The sequence below is a fragment of the Caballeronia ptereochthonis genome, assembly GCF_001545075.1.
GTDB lineage: Bacteria > Pseudomonadota > Gammaproteobacteria > Burkholderiales > Burkholderiaceae > Caballeronia > Caballeronia ptereochthonis.
This window is the reverse complement of sequence record NZ_FCOB02000023.1, coordinates 1-23,404: the sequence shown is the minus strand read 5'-3', so window position 1 is coordinate 23,404 and position 23,404 is coordinate 1. Positions and strand designations below refer to the sequence as shown.

Here is a 23,404-nt window from a genome sequence, read left to right as displayed (position 1 = left end):
CAAACCTATCGCGCTGCTCATGATGAGCAGTATCGGATGACGGTTCCGGGAGTCATGCCCCGAAAAGGCATGACATTTGACTTCAAAACGGGGCTTCGCTGCGAGTGCCGGGCACGAAAATGACTGCGCCCTGACGTGAACACAGAGTAACCGTTCAAAATTGCACTGCACAATAAGTGGTACCCCGTAACTGTTTAATCTGAAAGGAAATTCTTAGGAAATTAATACCGCCCGCGTTTCAATGTTTATTAAAAATATATTTACTTTTCCGCGATGTAACCATCGACGTACACCCATTTCCCGGCGCCGTTGCGCGTGAAGCGGCTGGCTTCGTGCAGGCGATGCGCGCGCCCGCCCACCTTGTAGCGCGCGACGAACTCGACTTCCTCGTGATCCGCGTCGATCGGCGTATGGCGTCTGATTTGCAAGCCGAGCCAGCGCGTGCCCGTGGTGTCGGAGGCGTCGAGATCCGGCGGACAGGTCGATTCGGCCCACGTCGCGCGCAGATACGCGGTGTCGCCGAGCACGTAGGCGGTGTAGCGCGAGCGCATCAGTTCCATCGCGTTCGCGGGCGCTTCGCCGCCCTCGATGAAGCGCCCGCAGCACGCTTCGTAGCGCGGCGCGGGCGCGTTCGGGCGCCGGTCCGGCGATGCGCCGCCGCAAGGACAGTCCACCGGCTTCATTGGTCGACGCCCGGCATCTCGACGTGGCGCGGCTGGCTGCGCACGCGCTCGATCCACGCGCGGATCGCCGGATAGCGCGACAGGTCGACGTTGGCTTCATGGGCGACGTGCGTATAGGCGTACAGCGCGATATCGGCGACGGTGTAGCGCTCGCCGACGAAATACGTGCGTGTCGCGAGATGCTGCTCCATCACGTCGAGCGCGCGATAGGAGCCGGCGATCCTGTCGGGCAGACGGGGGTCGCCGGGCTGCTTCAGGAATTGCAGGATGAAACGCGCCACCGCGACGTTCGGCTCGTGGCTGTACTGCTCGAAGAACATCCATTGCAGCGCTTGCGCGCGTTCGAGGCGGTCGTCGGGCAGAAGCGGAGTGCCTTCGGCGAGATAGCAGAGGATGGCGTCGGATTCGGCGAGCGTCGTTTTCTCGTCGATCACGAGCACCGGCACCTTGCCATTCGGATTGAGCTTCCTGAACTCGTCGGTGCGGGTCGCGCCGTTCATCATGTCCACTTCGTGCCAGACATGCGGCAGGTTCAGTTGTTCGAGCGCGAGGCGCACCTTGTAGCAGTTGCCCGACGCCGAGACGCCATGTACGTGATAGGTCACGAGATCGTTTCCTCTGGTTTTTGCGTGATCACCATTCGAGCTTCGTGCCGTCGTACTGGACGAAGCTGCCATTGAATTCCTCGCGCATCGCGCCCGCTTCGGCGATGACCGCGCGCATGCCCGAGACGCTGTGCGCCACATCGATCGCCGCCGACGGACCGCCCATCTCCGTGCGCACCCAGCCCGGATGCAGCGCGATGCACACCGAATGCCGCGATTCCAGCGACGCCACCTTCAGCGCCGAATTGAGCGCCGCCTTGCTCGCGCGATAGAGCCAGCCGGTCGTGCCGCTCGCCTCGCCGATGCTGCCCATCTTGCTCGACACGACCGCGAGCACGCCGCGCGCGGCATCGGTGAGCGGCAGGAGTACGGGGATCAACTGCATCGGGCCGCGCACGTTGGTGTGCATCACCTGGTCGAAGTCTCCGGCGCTGATCGTTTCGACGCCTTCGGTGCGCGGGCCGTACACGCCCGATACGATGATCGCCACGTCCAGCCGCTCTTCGTCCAGTTGCCAGGCGAGCGCGGCGATCTGCTCGGGCTGCGTGACGTCGAGCGGGAAGGTTTGCGCGCCCATCGCGTCGAGCGTGGAGAGCGAGGCGTTGTCGCGGGCGGTGGCGAGCACGCGCCAGCCGTCGCGGCAATATTCGCGCGCGAATTCATGGCCGAGGCCGCGGGACGCGCCGACGATCAGTACCGTTTTCATGGGGGATGGGGTCCTTGGATTGGCGACTTCTGAAATATAACGCGCGGGGAGAGGTTGCGCATGGGCAAGCATTTGATGGCGGGCGAGCGGGCGGATACTATGCCATTCGGATGAGTAGTCATGCTAAGGAAATCAGATACAGTTACGGCATTCGTAATCTGGATGCGAGGAGTTGGACAATGTCCAAGATAATTAAACAACCTTTGCCGTGGAACATCGACGAGAACGAACTCCGTGAACTTCAAGAGCGGGCCGCCCGCCGACGCAAGATCTACGTCGAGGTTGCCAGGCAGATGGGGGAGACGTCGGATGATTCGAATCGCTCGAACGCGAGCTTCATTGATCTTCTCATGAGCTTTCCCAACATCGACGTCGACGATTCATTCTTTGATCGAAATGCTGAAAGCAGGGCGCCAAATGTATCTGGCTGATACGAACGTCATCAGTGAGGCCAGAAGGGAGGAGCATGCCAACGAGGGCGTTCGCGCGTTTTTCCGTCGAGCAAGGCGCGACGAGTGTGACGTTCATCTTTCCGTGGTCACGGTCGGCGAACTCCGGCGTGGCATCGATCGGCTTCGTCATAAGGGTGACGATAAACAGGCTGCGGGGCTCGAAACGTGGCTGGAGAACGTTCTTCGTCAATATGAGGGAAAGATACTGCCCGTGGACGAAGAGATCGGCAAATTGTGGGGCAGTCTTCGCGTGCCGCAGGCAGAGCCGGCTCTCGACAAGCTCATTGCCGCGACTGCTTTGAGCCACCGCCTGACGGTGGTTACGCGCAACGTAAGGGACTTTGCAGCTACGGGCGTTGAGGTTTTGAATCCCTTCGAGTAGCTCCAAAGCCGGCCCGGCGCGTGCCGAACGCCGGCCGGCTCACAAGAACCCTCAAACCAGTTCCACACCCATCGCCGTCGCCTCCCCGCCGCCGATACACAAGCTCGCCACCCCACGCTTCAACCCACGCGCTTTCAACGCTCCGAGCAACGTCACGAGAATCCGCGCCCCCGACGCCCCGATCGGATGTCCGAGCGCACAAGCGCCGCCGTTCACATTGACCCTGTCGTGCGGCAGATCGTGCTCGCGCATCGCGGCCATGGTCACGACGGCGAACGCCTCGTTGATCTCATACAGATCGACATCGCTCGCGCGCCAGCCGTTCTTCTCGAAGAGCTTGCGGATCGCGCCGACGGGCGCCGTGGTGAACAACGCAGGCTCCTGCGCGAACGTGCTGTGCCCGACGACACGCGCGACCGGCGCCGCGCCCAGACGCTTCGCGGTCGATTCGCGCATCATCACGAGCGCCGCCGCGCCATCCGAGATCGACGAGGAATTTGCCGCCGTCACCGTTCCGTCTTTCGCGAACGCCGGCTTGAGCGAAGGAATTTTCTCGATGTTCGCCTTGAACGGCTGCTCATCGCGCCCGACGACGACATCACCCTTCCTGCCCGGCACCGTCACAGGCGCGATTTCCCACTTGAACGAACCGTCCTCGTTGGCGCGCTGCGCACGCCGCAGCGATTCGATCGCGAACGCGTCCTGTGCTTCGCGCGAGAACGCATACGACGACGCGCATTGCTCCGCGAACGTGCCCATCAGACGGCCTTTCTCGTAGGCATCCTCGAGGCCGTCGAGGAACATATGATCGAGCACCTGCCCGTGGCCCATGCGCATGCCGGCGCGCGCCTTCGGCAGGAGATACGGCGCGTTCGTCATGCTCTCCATGCCGCCCGCCACGATCACGTCGACCGAGCCCGCGAGCAGCATGTCATGCGCGAACATCGCGGCGCGCATGCCGGAGCCGCACATCTTGTTGACGGTCGTGCTGCCGGTCGAGAGCGGCAAGCCTGCGCCGAGGGCGGCCTGACGCGCGGGCGCCTGCCCTTGTCCCGCGGGCAGCACGCAGCCCATGATCGCCTCGTCGATCTGCTCGGGCGCGAGGCCCGCGCGCTCGCGCGCCGCGGCGATCGCGGCGGCGCCGAGCTGCGCCGCGGTCAGCGAGGCGAACTCGCCCTGAAATGCGGCCATCGGTGTGCGCGCCGCCGAGACGATGACTACCGGGTCTTGCTGTGTCTCACTCATGTTTCAACTCCTTGATGACGCCCTGAATGATGGCGGGAATCTCTCCGAGGCGCGCCGCATCGGACGCGAGGACATCGTTCTCCGCCGAATGCGCGCCGCTGCGAGTCATCGCGGCAATGCACGACCGGTACACCGGGTCGATCTCGGCCGGTGCGCTGATCATCATGCCCATGTTGCGCAGGCGGCCATCGTGCACGCCGTAGGTCCAGCCATGCACGGTGAGCTCCTGGCCGCGCGCCCATGCATCGTTGACGATGGTCGTGCGGCACACGTTGATGGTCTGCTCGATGGTGTTCAGCTCCACCAGACGCCGGTGCCGCGCTTCGCCCATCGGCCATTCGTCGAGCAGCGCGGCGTGCTTCTCGCGCACGTCCTCGACGTGCCGCAGCCAGTTGTCGGCGAGACCGACGCGCTGCCCGACGAGCGCCGCGCCCACGCCCGAGCAGCCGTAATGGCCGACCACCATGATGTGCTTCACCTTCAGAAGATCGACGGCGAACTGGATGACCGAAAGACAATTGAGATCGGAGTGCACCACCACGTTCGCGATATTTCTGTGCACGAACACCTCGCCAGGCGGCAAGCCGATGATCTCGTTGGCCGGCACGCGCGAGTCCGCGCAGCCGATCCACAGATATTCCGGCGCTTGCTGATGCGCGAGCCGCTGGAAGAACTCGGCGTCTTCGGCGAGCTTGCAATTGACCCATTCCTGATTGTTCGCGAACAAATGGGCAAGAGGATTGGATGCGTCGTTGGTGTCGTCAGTGTGGTTCATCATTGTCTTCAATGCCTGGGGGCGCGCGAGATCACGCGGCCCGTGCGGACGCCTGGGCGTCCGGTTGGCCGGGGTTGTCGAAACGCTCCGGATAGCGGACGCAGAATCGGACATCCCGGTCGTAGGGAAAGAAATCGGCCAGTTCGCCGCGCAGCAGTTGTTCCTTGTGACGCTGCCAGAGCGCGGGGTCGAAGAAATCCGCGTGATGGCGCATGAACGCTTCGCGCACGCGCGGATCGCCGAGCAGGAACGTCCCGTACGTCTCGGGAAAGATGTCGTGCGGCCCGACGGTATACCACGGCTCGCCCGACAACTCGTCTTCTTCGTGGCGCGGCAGCGGCACGCGGCGCACGTTGCAATCGGTCAGATACTCGATTTCGTCGTAATCGTAGAACACTACCCGGCCGTGCCGCGTCACGCCGAAGTTCTTGTACAGCAGGTCGCCCGGAAAGATGTTGGCCTGGATCAGCTGCTTGATCGCGTCGCCATATTCCTTGATGCCGTGCTCGATGTCCTCGTCGCTTCCATTCTGCAAGAAGAGATTGAGCGGCACCATGCGGCGCTCGATATACACATGCCTGATGACGAGCTTCTCGTCTTCGTATTCGATCATCGAGGGCGCTTCCCTCTCGAGCTCGCGGATGAGCGCGTCGTCGAGCCGCGCGAGCGGCAGCGCGACACTCGAATATTCGAGCGTGTCGGCCATGCGTCCCAGGCGATCGTGACGCTTGACGAGCTGATACTTGTCCTGAATCTTCTCGCGCGTGGTTTCCTTCGGCGGCGGAAACGCGTCCTTGATGAGCTTGAACACGTAGGGGAAGGAAGGCAGCGTGAAGACGATCATCACGAGCCCCTTGATGCCCGGCGCGACGATGAACTTATCGCTCGAATGCGACAGATGATGCAGCAAGTCGCGATAGAAATCGTTCTTGCCCTGCTTCTGCAACCCGACCGACGTATAGATTTCCGCCTTCGGCTTGCGCGGCATGATGGTGCGCAGGAATTCCACGTACGCCGACGGCACTTCCATGTCGACGAGAAAATACGAGTGCGAGAAGCTGAAAATGATGAGCACCTCCTCGCGCGAGAGCAGCACGGTATCGAGTGCGAGCAAGCCGGGCTTCGTATGCCGCACGGCGATCGCAAAGGGCAGCAACGCATCGCCGTTGATGATGCGCCCGACGATATACGCCGCCTTGTTCCGAAAGAACAGCGACGAAAGCACGTGAATCTGAAAGTTCGGCGCGGGCGTGAGATCGCCGAAGGCGTCGCGGAGCGCCTGCATCACGCATTGCACGTCGCGCGGCAGGTCCTCGAACGGCGGCTCGAGCTGAAAGTTCGTCACGATGCGCTCGAGCGTCGCGGCAAGCCCGTCCTTCTCCGGATAATACGCGCGATACGTGGGCTTCGCGGCGGGTTCGTCGTTCTCGATGTACTCGGTCGAAATGGCCGGCCGCACGAAGATGAAGTCGTTATTGAAGTACGAGCGATGCAGGATCTTGCAGCACACCGAGTTGAAGAACGTCTCGGCGCATTCCGGCTGCCGATGCGTCGTCAGCAAGCCGATGTAATGCAGCTTGATCTGCTGCCAGACGTCGTCGTCGATGTTCTCGGCGTCGAATTCGTCCTCGAGCAGCGCCACGCATTCCGCGACGCGGTCGTCATACGACGTGATGCGCTCGCGCGCGAGCTGCTGCAACGCGAGCCAGTCGCCTCGTTCGAACAGATGCTTGGCCTTGATCGCGGCCTCGCGAAACACACGGTAATGGCGATCGAATCCCTCGAGCATCGTCTGCGCGACGTCGAAGCCGATTTGCGACGAGAGCAGCTTGGGGAAGTGATTCATGTCGGCCCTGCGCTTCGTGTTGACCTCAGATCATGCTGCCTTGGGTTTGCGTGCGCGCTTCTCCATGCCCGCCGTGAGCAGCGAGCGTCCTTGTTCCTCATACGCCGCAAGCTCGGCGAGCGTGGTGTTCAGGTCTTCCAGCTGGCGTTCGAGCACCTCGCGATGCGCGGCGATGGTATCGACGAATGCCTGCAACTGCGTGATGGTGCCGGTGGGCGAATCGTAGAGATCGAGCAGCGTGCGGATTTCCGACAGCGTGAAGCCCAGCCGCTTGCCGCGCAGCGTAAGCTTCAGACGCGTGCGATCGCGCGATGAATACACGCGCCGCAGGCCGTTCGAGCCTTCGCGCCTTGGCGCGAGCAGGCCCTGATCCTCGTAGAAGCGAATGGCGCGCGGCGTGACGTCGAACTCGCGCGCCAGTTCGGTGATCGTGAAATGCGTCGGTTGAGTCATCACGGGCCGGCAGCGCAAATGCGCGCGCAACGTTAGAATGGACGTTTACGTTATCGTCAACTTCGCCAAATTGCAACGCGGCGCAAACCCGGAGGCAAGAAACGAATGAACGCACTCGAACACCAGCTCGACTATGTTTTCGCCGACGCATTGCCCGAGTCGGGCGGCGTCAAGGAAGTTGCGCCGGGTGTGTTCTGGCTGCGCATGCCCTTGCCGTTCGCGCTCGATCACATCAACCTCTGGGTGCTGCGCGACGAGATCGACGGCGTGCGCGGCTGGACCGTCGTCGATTGCGGGATTTCGAGCGATACGATCCGCACGAACTGGGAGCGCGTGTTCGACACCGTGCTCGACGGCCTGCCGGTGCTGCGCGTGATCGTCACGCATTGCCATCCGGATCATCTGGGTCTCGCCGACTGGATCTGCAAGGGCGGCGATAAAAAGCGCTGGAACGTGCGCCTGTGGATTTCGCTTGGCGAATACGCCATGGGCCGCGTGATGGCCGCGGGCGACGGCTCCAACGCGGGCGGCGAGCGCGCGGCGGCGCATTTCGCCGCGCACGGGCTGACCGACGAAGCCTCGCTCGATCAGCTCAGAAAGCGCGACAGCTACTATCCGACGCTCGTGCCTTCGATTCCCGGCGAATACCGGCGCATCCGCAACGGCGATGTCATCAGGATCGGCGCGCGCGAGTGGGAAGTGGTGTCGGGCTACGGCCATTCGCCCGAACATACCGCGCTCTATTGCGCGGCGGAGAAGTTGCTCATCTCCGGCGACATGGTGCTGCCGCGCATTTCCACGAACGTCTCCGTATTCGCGGTCGAGCCGGAGGGCAATCCGCTCGCGCTTTATCTGGAATCACTCGGCCGTTATGAATCGATGCCCGTCGATACGCTTGCGCTGCCTTCGCACGGCAAGCCGTTTCGCGGCGTGCAGACGCGCATCGGGCAATTGCGAGAGCATCATCGCGCACGGCTGGCGGAAGTGCGCGAGGCATGTGCGCAGAAGGCATGCAGCGCCGCTGATATCGTGCCGATCATGTTCAAGCGCAAGCTCGACATTCATCAGATGACATTCGCGCTCGGCGAAGCGCTCGCGCATCTGAACCTTCTGTGGCTCGATGGAACCCTGAAGCGCGAGGCCGGCGATGACGGCGTGATCCGCTTCTCGCCGGCCTGATATCGCGCGCGATTACTGCACCGACACGCTGCCCAGATTCAGCCGCCCGAACGGGCTCACGTTGTAGCCGCTGACGTTCGCACGCGTGAGCGCGGCGGCGGTCGGGTAGACGAGCGGAATCCAGAGCGCCTGATCGTGGATGATCTTCTGCGCGTCGACATACGCCTTCGTGCGTTTCGCGACGTCGGGCGTCGCTTTGCCATCGGCGATGAGCGTGTCGAGCTGGCTGTCGCAGAAGCGCGCGAAGTTGATGCCCGATTTCACCGCGTTGCAGCTGAAGAGCGGCGAAAGATAGTTGTCCGGGTCACCGTTGTCGCCGGCCCAGCCCATGAACAGCATGTCGTGCTGGCCTTGCTTGGCTTCCTTGATCAGCTCGCCCCATTCGATCACCTTCACCTGCGCCTTCACGCCGATCCTCGCGAGATCGGCCTGCAGCAGTTCCGCGCCGGCCTTCGGATTCGGATTCAGCACGCTGCCGTTCGGACGCACCCAGATCGTCGTGTCGAAGCCGTTCGGGAAGCCCGCGTCGGCGAGCAGCTTCTTCGCGTCATCCGGTGAGTACTTGTACGCGGCGATGTTCCTGTCGTAGCTCCACGTATTCGGCGGATACGGATTCACGGCGGGCGTGCCGGTATTGTCGAAGACGGTCTTCATGTAGGTCGTGCGATCGAACGCGATGTTCAGCGCCTGACGCACTTTCGGATTGTCGAGCGGCTTCTTCTGCGTGTTGAGCGCGACGAACGCCGTCATGAACGCGGGCGCCTCGCTCACCTTCAGCGCCTTGTCCTTCTTTGCGTCGAGCACGTCCTGCGGCTTCGGCGAGAGCGCGATCTGGCATTCGCCCGCCTTGATCTTCTGCGCGCGCACGGCGGCGTCCGGCGTGATCGCGTAGATCAGGCGGTCGATCTTCGGCTTCGGGCCCCAGTACGTCGGATTGACGTCGTAGCGGATCACCGAGTCCTTCGTGTAGCTCTTCAGGACGAACGGGCCGGTGCCGATCGGCTTGCTGTTCAGGTCGACTTGCTGATTGGCCTTGAGCAGCTTGTCCGCGTATTCGGCGGAGTAGATCGATGCGAAGCCCATCGTGAGGATCGGCACGAAGGTTGCGTTGGGCTCGTTCAGATCGAATTTCACGGTATGGTCATCGACTTTCGTCACGGCCTTGATGAGCTTCACGAGGCCCATCGATTGCGCGTGCGGAAAGCCGCTCGCACCCGCGATCTTGTGCCACGGATTGCTGTCCGAGAGCATGCGCTCGAAGGTGAAGACGACGTCGTCGGCGTCGAGCGGGCGCGTCGGCTTGAAGTAGTCGGTCGTCTGGAACTGAACGTTCGAACGCAGATGGAAGGTGTAAGTCAGGCCGTCGCCGCTCACGTCCCACTTTTCCGCGAGCGAGGGCACGACCTTCTTCGCGGCTTCGTCGTAGGCGACGAGCGTGTTGAAGATGACGTCCGCGGACGCATTGGTCGTCACGAGCGAATTGAACTGGACGACATCGAAGCCGTCCGGGCTCGATTCGGTGCAGACGGTGAGTGGCTTGGACATCGCGAGCATCGGCGCGGCGAGCATCGCGGCTGCGGCGAAGAGTTTCAGGCGCATGAGATCTCCCGTGACCTGGCGGTCACACAACGTTTCGTTCTTGTTGCAGGCTTGTTCGTTTGGCGAGCGCATGCATCGCAAGCGGCGCGCCCGGCGCGGCTAGATTAGCGAATGCCTCCGCCGCCGACAACGATTCGATCGGCATACGCTTATGCGCGGCGCTTTCGTGCCGTGCTCGCGCGGCTTGCCGAAACTGGGCGCGTCGGGATAAACTTGCGCAGTCTTTGGGGAGTAGCCTTCCTTCGCGTGCGAAGGAGAACGCGTCAACATCCTCGGCTCTGCTGCCGTGGCGCGTTCGACCGGAACGGTTTGGCGAGACCATCGATGCGCTTCGTCGTTCCTGGTCGGACGGCGCGTGGCGCATCGTGGTTCGCTCGACGTCCGGCCGTGGAAACATCGTGTCCCTACAACTACAACACCCCCGTCTCCCGCGCACACTTGCGCTTCTTTCGCATCGATCCATGCGAGGTGCCGCATGACGATGCTCTTCCTCGAACTCGCGCTGATGCTCGCGGTCATCCTGATCGCTTCGGAGCTTTTCACGAATGCGCTCGAACATCTCGGCGAACGGCTCGGGATTTCCGAAGGCGTGACCGGGTCGCTGTTCGCGGCGGTCGGCACCGCGCTGCCCGAGACGACCGTGCCGATCATCGCGTTGCTCGGCGGCACGTCTAGCCGCGCGGTCAACGAGGAGATTGGCGTCGGCGCGATTCTCGGCGCGCCGCTGATGCTCGCGACGCTCTCCACTTGCCTCATGACCGTCGCGATTCTCAAGTCGCGCGGTTTGGGCGGCAGGATCATGCCGGAGCGCAGCGGCTTCACGCGCGATCTCAACTTCTTCTTGTGCGCGTTCCTGATCGCCTGCGCGGCGATGTTCGTGCCGCATCATGCGTGGCTGGTGCGGGCTTGCTTCGCCGTGGGGCTCGTTGCAGTTTATGTGCTGTATGTGATCTCGACGTTCCGGGCCTCGGCGGGACTGGTCGAGAGCGGGCACGGGACGGAAGCGCCCGAGGCGCTTTTCATCTCGCGCGCCGGTCTGAAGACGACGCTTGGATCCATCATGCTGCAATTCCTTATCGGCATCATTTTGCTGGTGGGCGGCGCGAAAGGGTTCATTCATGGCGTCGAGGGCGCGTCGCAGGCGCTTGGTATTTCGCCGTTGCTGCTCTCGCTCATCATCATTCCGATCGCGACGGAGTTGCCGGAGAAAGTGAACAGCATTCTGTGGGCGCGCAGAGGAAAGGACACGCTCGCGTTCGGCAATATCACCGGCGCGATGGTGTTTCAGGGCACGCTGCTGCCGGCGATCGGGATCATGCTGACGCCCTGGGAGCCGCGCATCGAGGTGCTGACCGGCGTGCTGATCACGCTCGCGGCGGCCGCGTGGCTGCGGTTCAATGCGAAGGTCAACGGAGTGGCGCTCTGGGCACTGCTGGGCAACGGCGTGCTGTATGTCACGTATCTCGTGCTGACGCTGGGGCGTTGAAGCGGCGCTGAAAATAAAAATGCCCGCCGAAGCGGGCATCGAGAGCGAAGCAGCGCGCCGAACGAGCGGCGCGTTGTTCTTGTTGTTCTAAGTTTGTTATCGGCCTGATAAGGAAAAACTTTAGAGCCGTGCGGCCTGATGATATTGGCTGGCGGCTTTCGCGCCGTCCATCGAGCGGCGATAGGTCGCGGAAAGGGTCGTCTGCGCGTCGCGTGCGCGGGCGGCGACGGCGTCCATGCTTGCCTGAATCTTGCGGATGAGGATCAGCGCATCCGCCGGCTGGCCCGCCTGCAGCGACATCAACATCGGAGAGCGCGCCTCGGCGAGCCCGGCCGCGTGCTCCCAGTCTTCCTTGCCCACCGCCAGTTCGATCGCCTCGGTCAGCGCCCAGGCGTCTTCGATCAATCGTTGCTGGTTCATGATTCGTGGATTCCTTCGCGGGATCAGCCCTTGTTGGTCGCCATAGCGCCGGCGCTATTCGTGCCGCCGAAGAGCTGCGTGAGATATTGCGAGTTGTTGTTCATCGTCGCCATGAGCGTGTTCAGCGCGGTGAACTGTGCCTGATACTGGTTGGTCAGTTGCGTCGTGTAGGTGGACAGCGCGGTTTGCTGCGTGGCGATGTTGGTGAGATCGTTGTTCAGCGCGGTCGTCTCGGTATCGATCATCCCGCCCGTCTTCGTGAAATTCGTGATGCTGTTGTTCAACTGCGCCGCAATGCCCGTCGTCGAGTTGAACAGAGCCGCCACCGTCGAAGGCGAATTCGAGAGCGCACTGTTGAGTGCGTCGGTGTCCGTCGCCAGCGAGCCGTCCGCGTTCAGGGTGATGCCGATCGAACTCAGATTGATCTTCGAGTTGCCGCTCTGCACCCCGTTGCTGATGACGCTTGCGAGCGTATTGCGTACCGTGTTCAGCATCGAGTCACCGAGCAACGGACCGCCCTGCGAGCCCGCTGCCTGCGACGAATCGAACGAGGTGAGCGTTCCCATCGTCGTGACCATCGTGTTGTACAGGCTTACGAAGTTCGTGATCGCGGTCGCTTGCGTCGTGGTATCGGTGGAAATGGTCAGCGTCTGCTCGTTGCCCGTCGACGTTCCGGACGAGGACGTGCTGGCGAGCGCGGCCGCGGTAAGGTTCAAGGTGACGCCGGAGATCGCGGTGGTCGAGGTGTTGCTGGAACTCTTGATCGACGTGCCATCCACGGTGAAGAGCGCGTCCTGCGCCGCCTTGGTCTGGGTCCACGCCGGGCTGCCCGCCGAGGTGATCGGCGAGGCGGTCATGTTGCCGAGGCTCGAGAGCCCCTGATCGTTCGTCACGCCGCTCACGCCGACTGTGACGGCGTTGGTGCTGCCATCGGATGCACTGAGCACGAGTTGCGCGCCGCCCGAAGTGGTGACGACCTTGGCGGTGACGCCGGGATTGTCGCTCGCCGAATTGATCGCCGATGCAATGCCCGAAAGCGTGTTGTTGGTCGAATCAATATTGACGCTCATCGACTTGCCGCCGATGGAAAGCGTCATCGCGCCGCTGCCGAGCGCCTGCGCCGGGTCGAACGTGCCCGAGCTCAGCGTGGGCGTGGAACTCACGCCGAGGCTCGACAGGCCGGCGTCATTCTGGACGTTGCTCGTGCTGACGCTGATCGTGTTCGAGGCGCCCGTGCTCGACGAGCGCAGCACGAGGTGCGCGCCGTCCGTGCCGGTGACGATGGTTGCGGTGACGCCGGGATTGTTGCTGGCCGAGTTGATCGCCGTGGCGATTCCTGAAAGCGTGTTGTTGGTCGAACCGATGTCGATGCTCATCGACTGGCCGCCGACCGAGATCTTCATCGTGCCGGTGCCGAGCGACTTGGTCGCATCGAAGGCGCCGGAGGAAAGCGTCTGGGCCTGCGCAATTTGCGAGACCGAAATGGAATAGCTGCCGGCAACGGCGCCGACTCCGGCCGTTGCGGTGATGCCCGAGCCGCTTGCGGTAGCCGTGTATGACGCCAGCGTCTTGCCGTTCGTCAGATTCGTGAGGCTGGCCTGCAGGGCGCCGAGCGCCGACTTCAAGGTGCCGATGGCGGAAAGCTTCGTGGTGTCGCTCGTCTTCTGCGCAGCCAGGGCTGCCGTCTGGCTGGCCGTCTTGGCGTTGACGAGGGCGCTCACCAGAGACGATACGTCGAGCGACGAATTGCCGGTCGAGCCGCTGATGATCGACTGTGCGGCTTCCTGTAGCGCGGAATTGGCGCTTGCGGTCGTGCTCGTGCTCGTGGTGGACGTCGAAACGGTGGACATTAGGAAAGCTCCGTGCCTCGGTAAGTCAGTGAAGCCGATAGTGTCTTAGAAAGCAGTGCGGGAGGCCAGGCCTCCCCATACAACTGCGGCATGCGCGCCACATGAAGCGAGCGGTGCGCATGCCGTTACAGCGTGATGCTTAGCCCAACAGCTTCAGAACTTGCTGCGGCAGCGAGTTGGCTTGCGCCAGAACCGAGATACCGGCCTGTTGCAGCACTTGCGCCTTGCTCAGGTTCGCCGTTTCCTGCGCGAAGTTCGCGTCGGTGATCTGCGACTGAGCGGACGACAGGTCGGTCGCCTGCGCTTGCTGACCCGCGGCGATCGCCGTGAAGCGGTTTTCTGCCGCGCCCAGGCTTGCCTGAATGTTGTTGACCGTCTTCAGCGCATTGTCGATCGACTCCATCGCCTGATTCGCGCCCGCCGTCGTGCTGATGTCGATCGAAGCAACCGTACCCGGGTTGTTGTTCGAGTTGATCGACGCGATGGCGCTGAGCTTCGGCGTTGCATCGGGCGTGGCCGAGGTCAGCGTGACGGCGCTGTTACCGCCCGTGAAGCTCACTTTGGCGATGTTCGCAGCGTTACCGTCCTTCGCGACCGTGAACAACGAACCGGAGGTGTTGGTGTTACCGCTGCCCGTAGCATTCGGATCCACGCCGGTCAAAGACTTCGCGAGCTTGTTGCCGTTCTGGTCCGTGAAGCTGAAGCCGCCGGCGCCATCTTCGTTGATCGTGACCGAGGTAATCGCGCCTTTGGTCCCGGCCGCGACAGTCTGGCCGGTAGACGGATCAATGCTGATGTTGTTAATCGTGTAGCTCTTGGTGCCCGTTGCCGTGTCCGTGATGGCTGAGGCGTTGATGTCCGCCAGTTCCGTCGACGGCGAGGTCAGGCTGATGCTGGCGTTACCCGTGCCATTGCCGTCCTTTGTGATGGTGAACAGGTTGCCGTGCGACGTCGTATCGCCCGAACCGGTTGCGTTGGCAGCGATGCCGGACAGTGTCGTGGCCGCCGCGTCGCTGATCGCCGTGGTGCCGTCTTGCTGGTACAACTTGAAGCCGCCGGCGCCGTCGGCCTTCACGACGACCGAGGTGATCGTCGCGCTGGAGGCCGCCACCGTGTTGCCATTCGCGTCGAGGCTGAGACCCGAGACCTTGCCGAGCACCGTGCCGGCGCTGATCGCGCCGCCACCGCTGTTGTTCGCGGCGTTGATGCTGTCCAGTTGCGACGTTTCCGACGTGAACTCCAGCTTGTCGCCCTGGCCGGTCGTGCCCTTGATCGAAGTGAACAGCGTGCCGGGGTTGTTACCGGTGTTGTCACCCACCAGGCTCGATGCCAGCGCATTGCCCGACTGGTCGAAGAACTGGTAGCCGCCCGAACCATCGCTCTTCACGGTGATCGACGTGATTGCGTTCGCCGTGCCTTGCGCCACGTCCTTACCCGAGGACGCGTCGATGCTGATGCCCGTGATCGTGCCGAGCGTCTTGCCCGCTACCGAAGGCGGCGTCGCGTTGGCGGTCGAGATCGTGCTCAACTGGTTGGAAACGGAGAGTGCGCTGCTGCTCGAAAGCGTCAGGTTCAGCGGACCGCCCGTGCCGGTCGAGTTGCCGAACAGAGCGCCGACGGCCTTCGACGAAAGCGCCTGATTGTTCTGGTCGGTGTAGCTGAAGCCGCCGTTGCCGTCCGAAAGAACGTTGATCGACGTGATGGCGGCCGCGTCCGAACCGGTGTGCGCCGTGCCGTCCGAGTTGAGGTTCAGGTTCTGCAGCGTGCCGAGAGTGTTGCCCGATGCGACCACGCCCTTGCCGAGCAGCGAAGCCGAAACGCCCTGCGACAGGTTCAGGCTGATCGTCTGACCGACGTTCGCGCCGACCTGGAAGCTGAGCGTGCCCGCCGAGCCGTCCAGAACGCTCTTGCCGTTGTACGTCGTCTGCGATGCGATACGGTTGACTTCGGCGATCTGCTGGTTCACTTCCTGTTGCAGTGCCGCCTGATTGTCGGCGGTCAAGCCGCCGCTAGCCGATTGCACTGCGAGCGTACGGATGCGCTGCAGGCTCGACGTGATCTGCGCAAGGCCGCTGGTGGCAGTCTGAATCATCGACACGCCATCGTTCGCGTTCGAGACGCCTTGGTTCAGACCGTTGATCTGCGTTTGCATGCCGGACGAGATCGCGAGGCCCGCTGCGTCGTCAGCCGCGCTATTGATGCGCTTACCCGACGAAAGGCGCGTGATCGCTTGCGACAGCGCGCTTTGCGAGCCGTTCAGGTTTTGCTGTGCGACCAGCGAGTTGATATTGGTATTAATTCCGAGCATCTCAGTTTCTCCTGGGAGACTTTTGTCTGGCTTTGGCTAAGGCACCGAATTTGTTTCTTGGCGGTCCTGCCCTTCGGTGATAGCCGGCCGCCTACTTGTGGTTATCGGGCCCCTCGAAAAACTTAAGTCCCGCGCAAACGATTTGTGTAATGAATAGCTTCGTAAGCCTCCGAAGCCTCGCCTGGCAAGCCTCCCGTTTCGCGCGTATGCTTTTCGGTCCGTCCTCTCGCGCACCGGAGCACTCATGCAGACACGCAGCATCGGCAATTCGGAACTGAAAGTCGCGCCGCTCGTCTTCGGCGGCAACGTGTTCGGCTGGACCGCCGACGAGCGCACGTCGTTCTCGATCCTCGACGCGTTCGTCGATCACGACCTCAATTTCATCGATACGGCCGATGTCTATTCCGCCTGGGTCGACGGGCATCAGGGCGGCGAATCGGAGACGATCATCGGCAAGTGGTTCAAGGACAGCGGCAAGCGCCATCGGGTCGTGCTCGCCACCAAGGTCGGCAAACTGAGCACGCGCGCCGGTCTGACGGCGGCGAACATCGCGGCCGCCGTCGACGATTCGCTGCGACGCCTCAAGACCGACTACATCGACGTCTATTTCTCTCATTACGACGACGAGCAAACGCCGCTCGACGAGACGCTCAATGCGTATCAGAAGCTCATCAAGGCAGGGAAGGTGAGGGTGATCGGCGCGTCGAACTACACGGGCGAGCGCCTGGACGAGGCGCTGAAAGTCTCGAAGGATTCGGGCTTGCCGGCCTATCAGATCCTTCAGCCCGAGTACAACCTTTACGACCGCGAAGGCTACGAAACGGATCTGGAGCCGGTGGCGGAACCGCGCAACATTGCAGTCGTGCCGTATTACGCGCTGGCAAGCGGCTTTCTGTCGGGCAAGTACCGGTCGAAGGCCGATACGCAAAACAAGGCGCGCGGCTCGCGCGTGGAAAAATACCTCGACGCGCGCGGTCTCCGCATTCTCGACGCGCTCGACGAAGTCGCGAAGCGCAACGACACGACGCCCGCGACCGTCGCGCTCGCGTGGCTGATCGCGCGCCCGAGCGTGACGGCGCCGATCGCCAGCGCGACGTCGGTAGCGCAACTCGAGAGTCTCGCCGCCTCGACGCGCCTCACGCTCGCCGGCGAAGACGTCGATCTTCTCGACGAAGCCAGCGCGTGGCAGAAATAAATCTGTTGCATCAATGAGTTGGATGGTTCGAGGGTGTTGGCAGCGGCGCGGTGTTCTGGTAACATCGCGCCCGAATCGAGAAATGTGTCCGATTTTTCGCCTTCGCCGCTGAAAATGACAACGTCAAAAACCAGCAGCGAACGGCTCCGAAATGCGCTTTCATGTCGTTCCATCGAAAGCGCATGCCGCTCAGGCGGCTGAATCCAGCTCTCTCTTTTCCGGCCTCCGTGGCCGCTTTGCTCGTGTCCGCCGCGTCGTTTATATCGTGTCCGGCGGACGATCGGAGTGCCGGGGCGCGGCAATTCATATCGTCGCGCGCTTAGAAATACGTTTAGCAAAACAGGATTTTCATGACCACTATCGTCCTCAAAGAAAATGAGCCGTTCGATGTCGCGATTCGGCGTTTCCGCCGCACCATCGAGCGCAATGGCCTGATCGCCGAACTGCGCGAGCGTCAGTCGTACGAGAAGCCGACTACCGCGCGCAAGCGCAAGAAAGCAGCCGCCGTCGCGCGCCTGCGCAAGCGCCTGCGCAGCCAGATGCTGCCGAAGAAGATGCACTGAGCCTCTTCAGCCGGCGAGGATCGCATCCTCGCCCGCAAACAAAACGGCGGTGCGCCCTTACGGGTCGCACCGCCGTTTTGTTTGCTCGTTACCTGAACTGCTCGAGCCGACGAAATCAGACGAACGCGTGTCGCTTGCCGAGCGCCGCGAGCAGATGCGGCCACTCTTCGATGTCGGCATCGTCGTGAACCTGCTCCAGCTCGATCAGCAGATCAATGATGTTGGGATCGTAGGCATTTACGTTCGACGCATAGAGTGCCTGCAGCAGCTTGCCGTCCTGCGCATGCCGATAGTACGAAATGCCGACGCCTTCCAGCGCGGGCTCATACAGGTCGTCGCGCACGAGCGAGCCGATCGCGCACTTGCGGCCTTCCGGGCTGCGCAGCCGGCACGAACCGTTGTCGTCTTCGGAGACTGCGCGCTGCCGCAGCAGATGCGAGCTGACGCGCTCGTAAATGTCCTTAGGGCTCAACATCGTAATAGGGCTCAACATCACAGCACCCGCAACCTCAAGCAGCCGTTTTCAGGAGCTCGGCGGAAAGGCCGAACTGACGCGCGATCGATGTGAGGCGCTCGCGCCATTCCCATTTGCCGAAGACGTCATGCACGTTCTGCAGGCAAGAAAGCAATTCGACGGTGTTGGGATCGAACACGTTGATGTGCGCACGGAGAAGCGCGCGCTTGAGCGCCGCGACGCCGACATCCATATATGCGGGGATCTGCTCGGGCGGCCTCGCGATGTAGCGGATGGGCACGCCTTCCATCGCGGTGACGTAGTCGCGCGGCTTGATGAAGCGGCCAACAGGGCAGCCGCCGCAGTATCCGCGGTAGGCGCCGCCTCCGTGCGGCAGCAATGCCGCTTGCCCTTGCACGAAAAGATGCTGTACCGCGCTGTTGAAAATCTCCTGATGGGTCAGGAAGTTCAAGCTTTTCATGATCTTCTCCCCTGCGCCCCTGCGCAGCGGCCATGCGTTTAGATATTCGAGAACCTGCACCGGCTGCACCGGAGCGGCGGCGTCGTTGCGAATCTGGCGCAACCTGAATAAACGCTTCGCCGCCCGGACACTGCATCGAACACGGCGGTTTCCCGGCCTGGGCGCTCGGTCTCGCTTCGCCCTATGTGCTCGCGTCGGATTTCTACACTCGATGAACGATCCGTACACCGTCAGTTATAACGGTTCGGTCCGGTAAAAAGGTGCGCCAGCGCACGCGAGGACGCCATTTTTACACGGACCGCACGTTCGTGCAGTGCGGAAAACCCTCCGAAAACCCTTGCACATCGGGCGTTTGCGCGTGCTTCACTGCAAAAAAAACCGTTTCCATAGGTATTTACCCTAAATTGCGTGGTTTGCGCGCACAGACGTTGTCAAAAAGCAAAAATCTTTCGTACAGAAACGGCTTCAGGTTGCGGATTTAGCCGCCGTTTTCCGTTTTGTCTTAGGTTTTACTCGTGAGAGGCAGCCAACAGCATGATCGTTAACCATGCCTGTTGCCTGCATGAACGCGTAGCAAATGGTCGTGCCGACGAACTTGCAGCCGTATTGCTTGAGCGCCTTGCTCAATGCGTCGGATTCCAGTGTCGACGCGGGCGTCGGATTTTTCGCGTCGCGCGGCGTGTCGATGGGCGTGCCACCGACGAACGACCACACGAAGGCCGCGAACGAGCCGTGTTCCTGCTGGATCTGCTTCACGGCGCGCGCATTGAGCACGGCCGATTCGATCTTCGCCCGGTTGCGCACGATGCGCGCGTCCTGCACGATCCGCTCGATGTCCTTCTCCGTGAAGCGCGCGACCTTGTCGATCTCGAACCCGGCGAACAGCGCGCGATAGCCTTCGCGCTTGTTCAGGATCGTCGACCAGGAAAGCCCCGCCTGCGCGCCTTCGAGAACGAGCATCTCGAACAGATGCTGATCGTCGCGCGAGGGAACGCCCCATTCGTGATCGTGGTACTGAACCATCGCGTCGGTCGTGGCCCACGCGCAGCGGGTTTGTTGGGTGTCTGCCATTGCGAGCCTTCGTCATTTGGGGATCGCGACAGGATAGCGGAACGTTCGCGCCGCGCCATCCATGCCATTCGGCCAATTGGCGCGCGCCGCCGCGGCCGGTAAGCTTGCGGCCATGAATACTTCTTCGACTTCGGCATCTGATGGCTTTCTGCTCGGCATCGACGGCGGCGGAAGCGGCACGCGCGTGATCCTCACCGACGCGCACGGCCTCGAACTCGCGCGCGCGAGCGGCGGGCCTTCGGGACTCGGGCTCGGCGTGAAGCGGGCGTGGCAATCGATCGGCGAGGCGTGCCGTCGCGCGTTCGACGCCGCCGCGCTGCCGTTCGAATGGCGCGCGTGCTCGCTCGGCTGCGGGCTTGCGGGCGTGAACAACGCGGACTGGCTCGCGGCTTTCCTGGCCGCGGCGCCCGATGTGCGCGCGCTCAGCATCGAGAGCGACGCCTATACGACCGTCCTCGGCGCGCACGGCGGCGAACCCGGCGTGGTCGTCGCGCTGGGCACGGGCAGCATCGCGGCCTCGCTGGACGAAAAGGGCGTATGCCGCATTTCCGGCGGCTACGGCTTTCCGAGCGGCGACGAAGCGAGCGGCGCGTGGCTCGGGCTGCGTGCCGTGGTGCATCTTCAGCGCGTGCTCGACGGCCGCGCACCGGAAGACGGCTGGTCGCGCGAGCTGCTTGCCCGAACGGGCGCGACCGATCGCGACAGTCTCGTCGTGTGGTTGTGCAACGCGAACCAGACCGCTTACGCGACGCTCGCGCCCGCGGTCTTCGCGTTCCGCGATCATCCCGATGCGGCGCGCTTGCTGGAGCAGGCGGGGCAGGAAATCGGGAAGCTCGTCGCGCCGCTCGATCCCGCCGGCGCGCTTCCCATCGCGCTGTGCGGCGGTCTCGCCGTGCCTTATGAGCCATTCGTCCCCGCGGCGTTGCGCGAGCGCATGCGTGCGCCGCGCGCGGATTCCGCCGCGGGCGCGCTCGAACTGGCGCGGCGCGCGGCGTCCGCGCTCTCGGGCGCCGCCGGCCGGGCGCGATAAAATAGCGGGCCTTGCGGCACACTCGAATCGCTCACCCAGCGCACCACAAAGGCAGTCATGTACTCGGTCATCGCCACTGATCTCGACGGTACGCTTCTGAACAGCGACCACCAGCTCGATCCCTTCACCGCCGAAACCGTGCGCACGCTGGCTGCGCGCGGCGTGCCCATCGTCATCGCGACGGGGCGGCATTACCGCGATGTCGCCGGTATCCGCGACGTGCTCGGCGTCGACGCCTATCTGATCACATCCAACGGCGCGCGCGTTCATGCGCCCGGCGACGAGCGCGTCTATTCGCGCGATCTGGCTCCCGCCGCCGTGCGCCGCCTCGTGCAACCGGATCTCGCGGGCGGCAACGGCCGCGTCATCGTCAATCTGTTCGCCGACGACGCCTGGCTCATCGACCGTCACGCCCCCGAACTGCTGGTCTTTCACCAGGATTCGGGCTTCAAGTACGAGGTGATGGATCTGCGGGAGCATGATGGGCAGGACATCGCGAAGGTGCTGTATATCGGCGATCCGGCCGATCTGAAGGAGACCGCGGCGAACCTCGAGCGCGAGTTCGGCGACTCGCTTTACGTCACGTATTCGCTGCCGGACTGTCTCGAGGTGATGACCTCGGACGTGTCGAAGGGCCGGGCGCTGCGCTTCGTGCTGGAGCGGCTCGATGTCGATCCTGCGCAGTGCGTTGCATTCGGCGACAACATGAACGATATCGACCTGCTCGAAACCGCCGGGCATCCGTTCATGATGAACAACGCCAATCCCGATCTCATCAAGCGCCTGCCGAACGTGCCGCGCGTCGGGAATAACTTCGAGGCGGGTGTGGCGCATCAGTTGCGCAAGCTGTTCGACATTCGCGACGAACTGGCGTCGCCGGGCCAGACGCCGGACTGAACGCCGCGCGCGGCGAGCCGCGGGCATTCGCGCCGCGGCCCGCTTCGATCGGCGCCGGCATCGACGCCGATCACCGCGCGCCGCGCCCTCATCCGCGATGGCCCCAGTTGTTGCCATAGCCGCGGTGGTCCCAGCCCGCGCGGTTCCAGTGTCCGTAGTCGCGGTCGTAGCCGCCGTGCCAGCGCGGCGCATCGTGGCGATAGTACGGTTCGCGATACGCCGGAACCGCGGGACGCACGTACACGGGCGCCGGCGCCACATATGCGGGCGCGCCGAGCGAGACGCCGATGTGCAGATCGCTGTGTGCCTGAGCCGCTCCGACCGCACCGATTGCAAGGCCGGTCGCGACGAGCATATGGGTGACGATGCGCTTCATTGTGTTTCTCCTTAAAGGCGACGTGTGTCGCATGAGTCCAATGTAAGGGCCCGTCGTCTTACACGCTTCGACGACTTGTTACCGTGTGCAAGGGCGGCGTAAGGAGGGCTGGAAGGATAGCCGGGCTGGCGTGATCGGCGAATGCCTTGTCCCACGGGCCTCACGCGCGATGCGGTTCGGCGATGGAAGTAGTGTCGCAGCGATTCATAAGCATGCTTCGTAAACCGGGATTACATTTGTCGCGCCGGTTTAATCATTCGAATCGCGCGCCGTTGGGAAAAAACAAAAACGGGCGCAAGTCGCGCCCGTTGGTTCACTGCGATGTTTGCGGGGCGCGGCTTACTTCTGGCGCGTGAGGCACGGATAAAGCAGGCCCGCGATGATCGCGCCGATGATCGGTGCAATCCAGAACAGCCAGAGCTGATCGAGCGCCCAGCCGCCGACGAAGAAAGCCTGGCTCGTCGAGCGTGCCGGATTGACGGACGTGTTGGTGACCGGAATCGAGATCAGGTGGACGAGCGTCAGGCACAGGCCGATGGCGAGGGGCGCGAAGCCTTTCTGCGCGCGGTCGTCGGTCGCGCCGAGGATCACGAACAGGAAGAAGAACGTCATCGCGACTTCGCAGATGAATCCGGCGATCATCGAGAAGTGACCCGGCGAGTGCTCGCCGAAGCCGTTCGCAGCGAAGGCGCTGGAGGCGAAATCGAAGCTCGGGTTGCCCGTAGCGATCAGGTAGATGACCCACGCGCCGAGCGTCGCGCCGATGACCTGCGCGACGATGTACGGCAAGAGATCGCGCACCGGGAAGCGCCCGGCGGTCGCGAGGCCGATGCTCACGGCCGGGTTGAGGTGGCAGCCGGATACGTGGCCGATGGCGTAGGCCATCGTGAGAACGGTGAGACCGAATGCCAGCGAGACGCCGGCGAAACCGATGCCGAGTTCAGGAAAGGCCGCGGCGAGCACGGCGCTTCCGCAGCCGCCCAGCACGAGCCAGAAAGTACCGAAAATTTCAGCACCGAGTCGCTTCGACAAATGCATGATTCTGCCTTCGTGAAAAGAATGAAAAGCCGTTGATTTGAAACAAGAACGCGTGATGCGCTTGCGGAGCGCAGTTTAAGCGCGAGCTCTTTTGCGAACTGTCAAAAATGGTCGATCAGCGGTCAATTCACGGATATCGGGCGGAATCCTCGGATTGTTCCTTACGGGTAACGGCGCGCAGTAGTCGAGGCAGTGATCAAACAAAAAAAATGCCGCCCGGCATGCGGGCGGCACAGACTGCTGACAAAGCCCTGGCTCTGCCCAGGGCTTTGTTCTTTAATAGAGGTCATGCTTAAGAAGCCGACACCCG

The 23,404-nt window shown here is 62.8% G+C and carries 23 protein-coding genes, 3 pseudogenes and 1 riboswitch; of the genes and pseudogenes, 8 read left to right on the top strand and 18 right to left on the bottom strand.

The genetic code is table 11. The features are described from left to right. Positions 1 to 260: 260 nt before the first annotated feature. The 3 genes from AWB83_RS23335 to AWB83_RS23325 are packed head-to-tail and all read right to left on the bottom strand — an operon-like array spanning position 261 to position 1,994. Positions 261 to 683 (bottom strand): YchJ family protein, encoded by a 423-nt coding sequence (locus AWB83_RS23335; protein WP_087047995.1) that lies wholly within the window; start codon positions 681 to 683, stop codon positions 261 to 263. After that, positions 680 to 1,288: a glutathione S-transferase family protein gene (locus AWB83_RS23330; protein ID WP_087047994.1), complete on the bottom strand. Its 609-nt coding sequence runs from the start codon at positions 1,286 to 1,288 to the stop codon at positions 680 to 682. The genes AWB83_RS23335 and AWB83_RS23330 overlap by 4 nt, the downstream gene beginning before the upstream one ends. Before the next feature lie 28 nt (positions 1,289 to 1,316). Continuing rightward, complete coding sequence (locus AWB83_RS23325) at positions 1,317 to 1,994, bottom strand: SDR family oxidoreductase (protein ID WP_087047993.1); 678 nt, start codon at positions 1,992 to 1,994, stop codon at positions 1,317 to 1,319. Between the two features lie 179 nt (positions 1,995 to 2,173). On the opposite strand from AWB83_RS23325, the gene AWB83_RS23320 reads away from it, so the two are divergent. Next, positions 2,174 to 2,425: a hypothetical protein gene (locus tag AWB83_RS23320; protein WP_087047992.1), complete on the top strand. Its 252-nt coding sequence runs from the start codon at positions 2,174 to 2,176 to the stop codon at positions 2,423 to 2,425. Beyond that, entirely contained in the window at positions 2,412 to 2,828 is a 417-nt protein-coding gene (locus tag AWB83_RS23315) for a type II toxin-antitoxin system VapC family toxin (protein WP_087047991.1), read from the top strand. The genes AWB83_RS23320 and AWB83_RS23315 overlap by 14 nt, the downstream gene beginning before the upstream one ends. Before the next feature lie 51 nt (positions 2,829 to 2,879). On the opposite strand, the gene AWB83_RS23310 is transcribed toward AWB83_RS23315, so the two are convergent. Genes AWB83_RS23310 through AWB83_RS23295 form a run of 4 tightly spaced genes read right to left on the bottom strand, consistent with a single transcriptional unit; the run spans position 2,880 to position 7,147 of the window. After that, complete coding sequence (locus AWB83_RS23310) at positions 2,880 to 4,073, bottom strand: acetyl-CoA C-acetyltransferase (RefSeq protein WP_087047990.1); 1,194 nt, start codon at positions 4,071 to 4,073, stop codon at positions 2,880 to 2,882. Next, positions 4,066 to 4,848 (bottom strand): carbonate dehydratase, encoded by a 783-nt coding sequence (can, locus tag AWB83_RS23305; RefSeq protein ID WP_087048088.1) that lies wholly within the window; start codon positions 4,846 to 4,848, stop codon positions 4,066 to 4,068. Before can ends, AWB83_RS23310 begins: the two co-directional genes overlap by 8 nt. Positions 4,849 to 4,879: 31 nt before the next feature. Next, on the bottom strand, positions 4,880 to 6,694 hold the full coding sequence (gene aceK / locus AWB83_RS23300) for a bifunctional isocitrate dehydrogenase kinase/phosphatase (protein ID WP_087047989.1): 1,815 nt from the start codon (positions 6,692 to 6,694) through the stop codon (positions 4,880 to 4,882). A gap of 30 nt (positions 6,695 to 6,724) precedes the next feature. After that, positions 6,725 to 7,147 carry a MerR family transcriptional regulator gene (locus tag AWB83_RS23295; protein WP_087047988.1) on the bottom strand — a complete coding sequence of 141 codons (423 nt, stop codon included), beginning with the start codon at positions 7,145 to 7,147 and terminating at the stop codon, positions 6,725 to 6,727. Positions 7,148 to 7,252: 105 nt separating this feature from the next. On the opposite strand from AWB83_RS23295, the gene AWB83_RS23290 reads away from it, so the two are divergent. Next, positions 7,253 to 8,326 carry an MBL fold metallo-hydrolase gene (locus AWB83_RS23290; protein WP_087047987.1) on the top strand — a complete coding sequence of 358 codons (1,074 nt, stop codon included), beginning with the start codon at positions 7,253 to 7,255 and terminating at the stop codon, positions 8,324 to 8,326. Positions 8,327 to 8,338: 12 nt separating this feature from the next. Here the strand turns inward: AWB83_RS23290 and AWB83_RS23285 are convergent, their stop codons facing one another. Then, complete coding sequence (locus AWB83_RS23285) at positions 8,339 to 9,925, bottom strand: ABC transporter substrate-binding protein (RefSeq protein ID WP_087048087.1); 1,587 nt, start codon at positions 9,923 to 9,925, stop codon at positions 8,339 to 8,341. 211 nt (positions 9,926 to 10,136) lie between these two features. Beyond that, positions 10,137 to 10,312: riboswitch (yybP-ykoY riboswitch) on the top strand. An 88-nt stretch (positions 10,313 to 10,400) separates the two neighbouring features. Here AWB83_RS23285 and AWB83_RS23280 point away from each other — a divergent pair. After that, positions 10,401 to 11,411, top strand: a complete 1,011-nt coding sequence (locus AWB83_RS23280) for a sodium:calcium antiporter (RefSeq protein ID WP_087047986.1) — start codon at positions 10,401 to 10,403, stop codon at positions 11,409 to 11,411. 120 nt (positions 11,412 to 11,531) lie between these two features. Here AWB83_RS23280 and AWB83_RS23275 read toward each other — a convergent pair whose 3' ends face one another. From AWB83_RS23275 to AWB83_RS37325, 5 genes and pseudogenes are all read right to left on the bottom strand, one after another. Next, positions 11,532 to 11,831, bottom strand: a complete 300-nt coding sequence (locus AWB83_RS23275; RefSeq protein WP_087047985.1) for a flagellar protein FliT — start codon at positions 11,829 to 11,831, stop codon at positions 11,532 to 11,534. A gap of 23 nt (positions 11,832 to 11,854) precedes the next feature. Further along, positions 11,855 to 13,681: a flagellar filament capping protein FliD gene (gene fliD / locus AWB83_RS23270; protein WP_087047984.1), complete on the bottom strand. Its 1,827-nt coding sequence runs from the start codon at positions 13,679 to 13,681 to the stop codon at positions 11,855 to 11,857. Between the two features lie 139 nt (positions 13,682 to 13,820). Continuing rightward, positions 13,821 to 14,498: pseudogene (locus tag AWB83_RS37840) on the bottom strand (flagellin); the annotation flags it as partial. A 42-nt stretch (positions 14,499 to 14,540) separates the two neighbouring features. After that, a pseudogene (locus AWB83_RS37885) lies at positions 14,541 to 14,849 on the bottom strand (flagellin); the annotation flags it as partial. 45 nt (positions 14,850 to 14,894) lie between these two features. Further along, positions 14,895 to 15,989 (bottom strand): annotated as a pseudogene (locus AWB83_RS37325) (flagellin N-terminal helical domain-containing protein); the annotation flags it as partial. A 244-nt stretch (positions 15,990 to 16,233) separates the two neighbouring features. Here AWB83_RS37325 and AWB83_RS23260 point away from each other — a divergent pair. Beyond that, on the top strand, positions 16,234 to 17,184 hold the full coding sequence (locus AWB83_RS23260; protein ID WP_087047982.1) for an aldo/keto reductase: 951 nt from the start codon (positions 16,234 to 16,236) through the stop codon (positions 17,182 to 17,184). Positions 17,185 to 17,534: 350 nt separating this feature from the next. After that, positions 17,535 to 17,747, top strand: a complete 213-nt coding sequence (gene rpsU / locus AWB83_RS23255) for a 30S ribosomal protein S21 (RefSeq protein WP_087047981.1) — start codon at positions 17,535 to 17,537, stop codon at positions 17,745 to 17,747. Positions 17,748 to 17,862: 115 nt separating this feature from the next. Here the strand turns inward: rpsU and AWB83_RS23250 are convergent, their stop codons facing one another. From AWB83_RS23250 to AWB83_RS23240, 3 genes are all read right to left on the bottom strand, one after another. Next, entirely contained in the window at positions 17,863 to 18,222 is a 360-nt protein-coding gene (locus tag AWB83_RS23250) for a hypothetical protein (RefSeq protein ID WP_087047980.1), read from the bottom strand. Between the two features lie 34 nt (positions 18,223 to 18,256). Further along, a complete protein-coding gene (locus tag AWB83_RS23245; RefSeq protein WP_087048086.1) occupies positions 18,257 to 18,682 on the bottom strand; it encodes a hypothetical protein in 426 nt (141 codons plus the stop codon). 465 nt (positions 18,683 to 19,147) lie between these two features. Beyond that, positions 19,148 to 19,753, bottom strand: coding sequence for a DNA-3-methyladenine glycosylase I (locus AWB83_RS23240; protein ID WP_087047979.1), 606 nt, complete (start codon positions 19,751 to 19,753; stop codon positions 19,148 to 19,150). A gap of 112 nt (positions 19,754 to 19,865) precedes the next feature. Here AWB83_RS23240 and AWB83_RS23235 point away from each other — a divergent pair, with 112 nt between their 5' ends. Next, positions 19,866 to 20,783 carry a glucosamine kinase nucleotide-binding domain-containing protein gene (locus AWB83_RS23235; protein ID WP_087048085.1) on the top strand — a complete coding sequence of 306 codons (918 nt, stop codon included), beginning with the start codon at positions 19,866 to 19,868 and terminating at the stop codon, positions 20,781 to 20,783. Positions 20,784 to 20,840: 57 nt separating this feature from the next. Next, on the top strand, positions 20,841 to 21,680 hold the full coding sequence (locus tag AWB83_RS23230; protein ID WP_087047978.1) for a Cof-type HAD-IIB family hydrolase: 840 nt from the start codon (positions 20,841 to 20,843) through the stop codon (positions 21,678 to 21,680). 88 nt (positions 21,681 to 21,768) lie between these two features. On the opposite strand, the gene AWB83_RS23225 is transcribed toward AWB83_RS23230, so the two are convergent. Together AWB83_RS23225 and aqpZ are read right to left on the bottom strand one after the other, a co-directional pair. Beyond that, on the bottom strand, positions 21,769 to 22,056 hold the full coding sequence (locus AWB83_RS23225; protein ID WP_087047977.1) for a hypothetical protein: 288 nt from the start codon (positions 22,054 to 22,056) through the stop codon (positions 21,769 to 21,771). A 339-nt stretch (positions 22,057 to 22,395) separates the two neighbouring features. Next, a complete protein-coding gene (aqpZ, locus tag AWB83_RS23220) occupies positions 22,396 to 23,094 on the bottom strand; it encodes an aquaporin Z (RefSeq protein WP_087047976.1) in 699 nt (232 codons plus the stop codon). Positions 23,095 to 23,404: the final 310 nt, after the last annotated feature.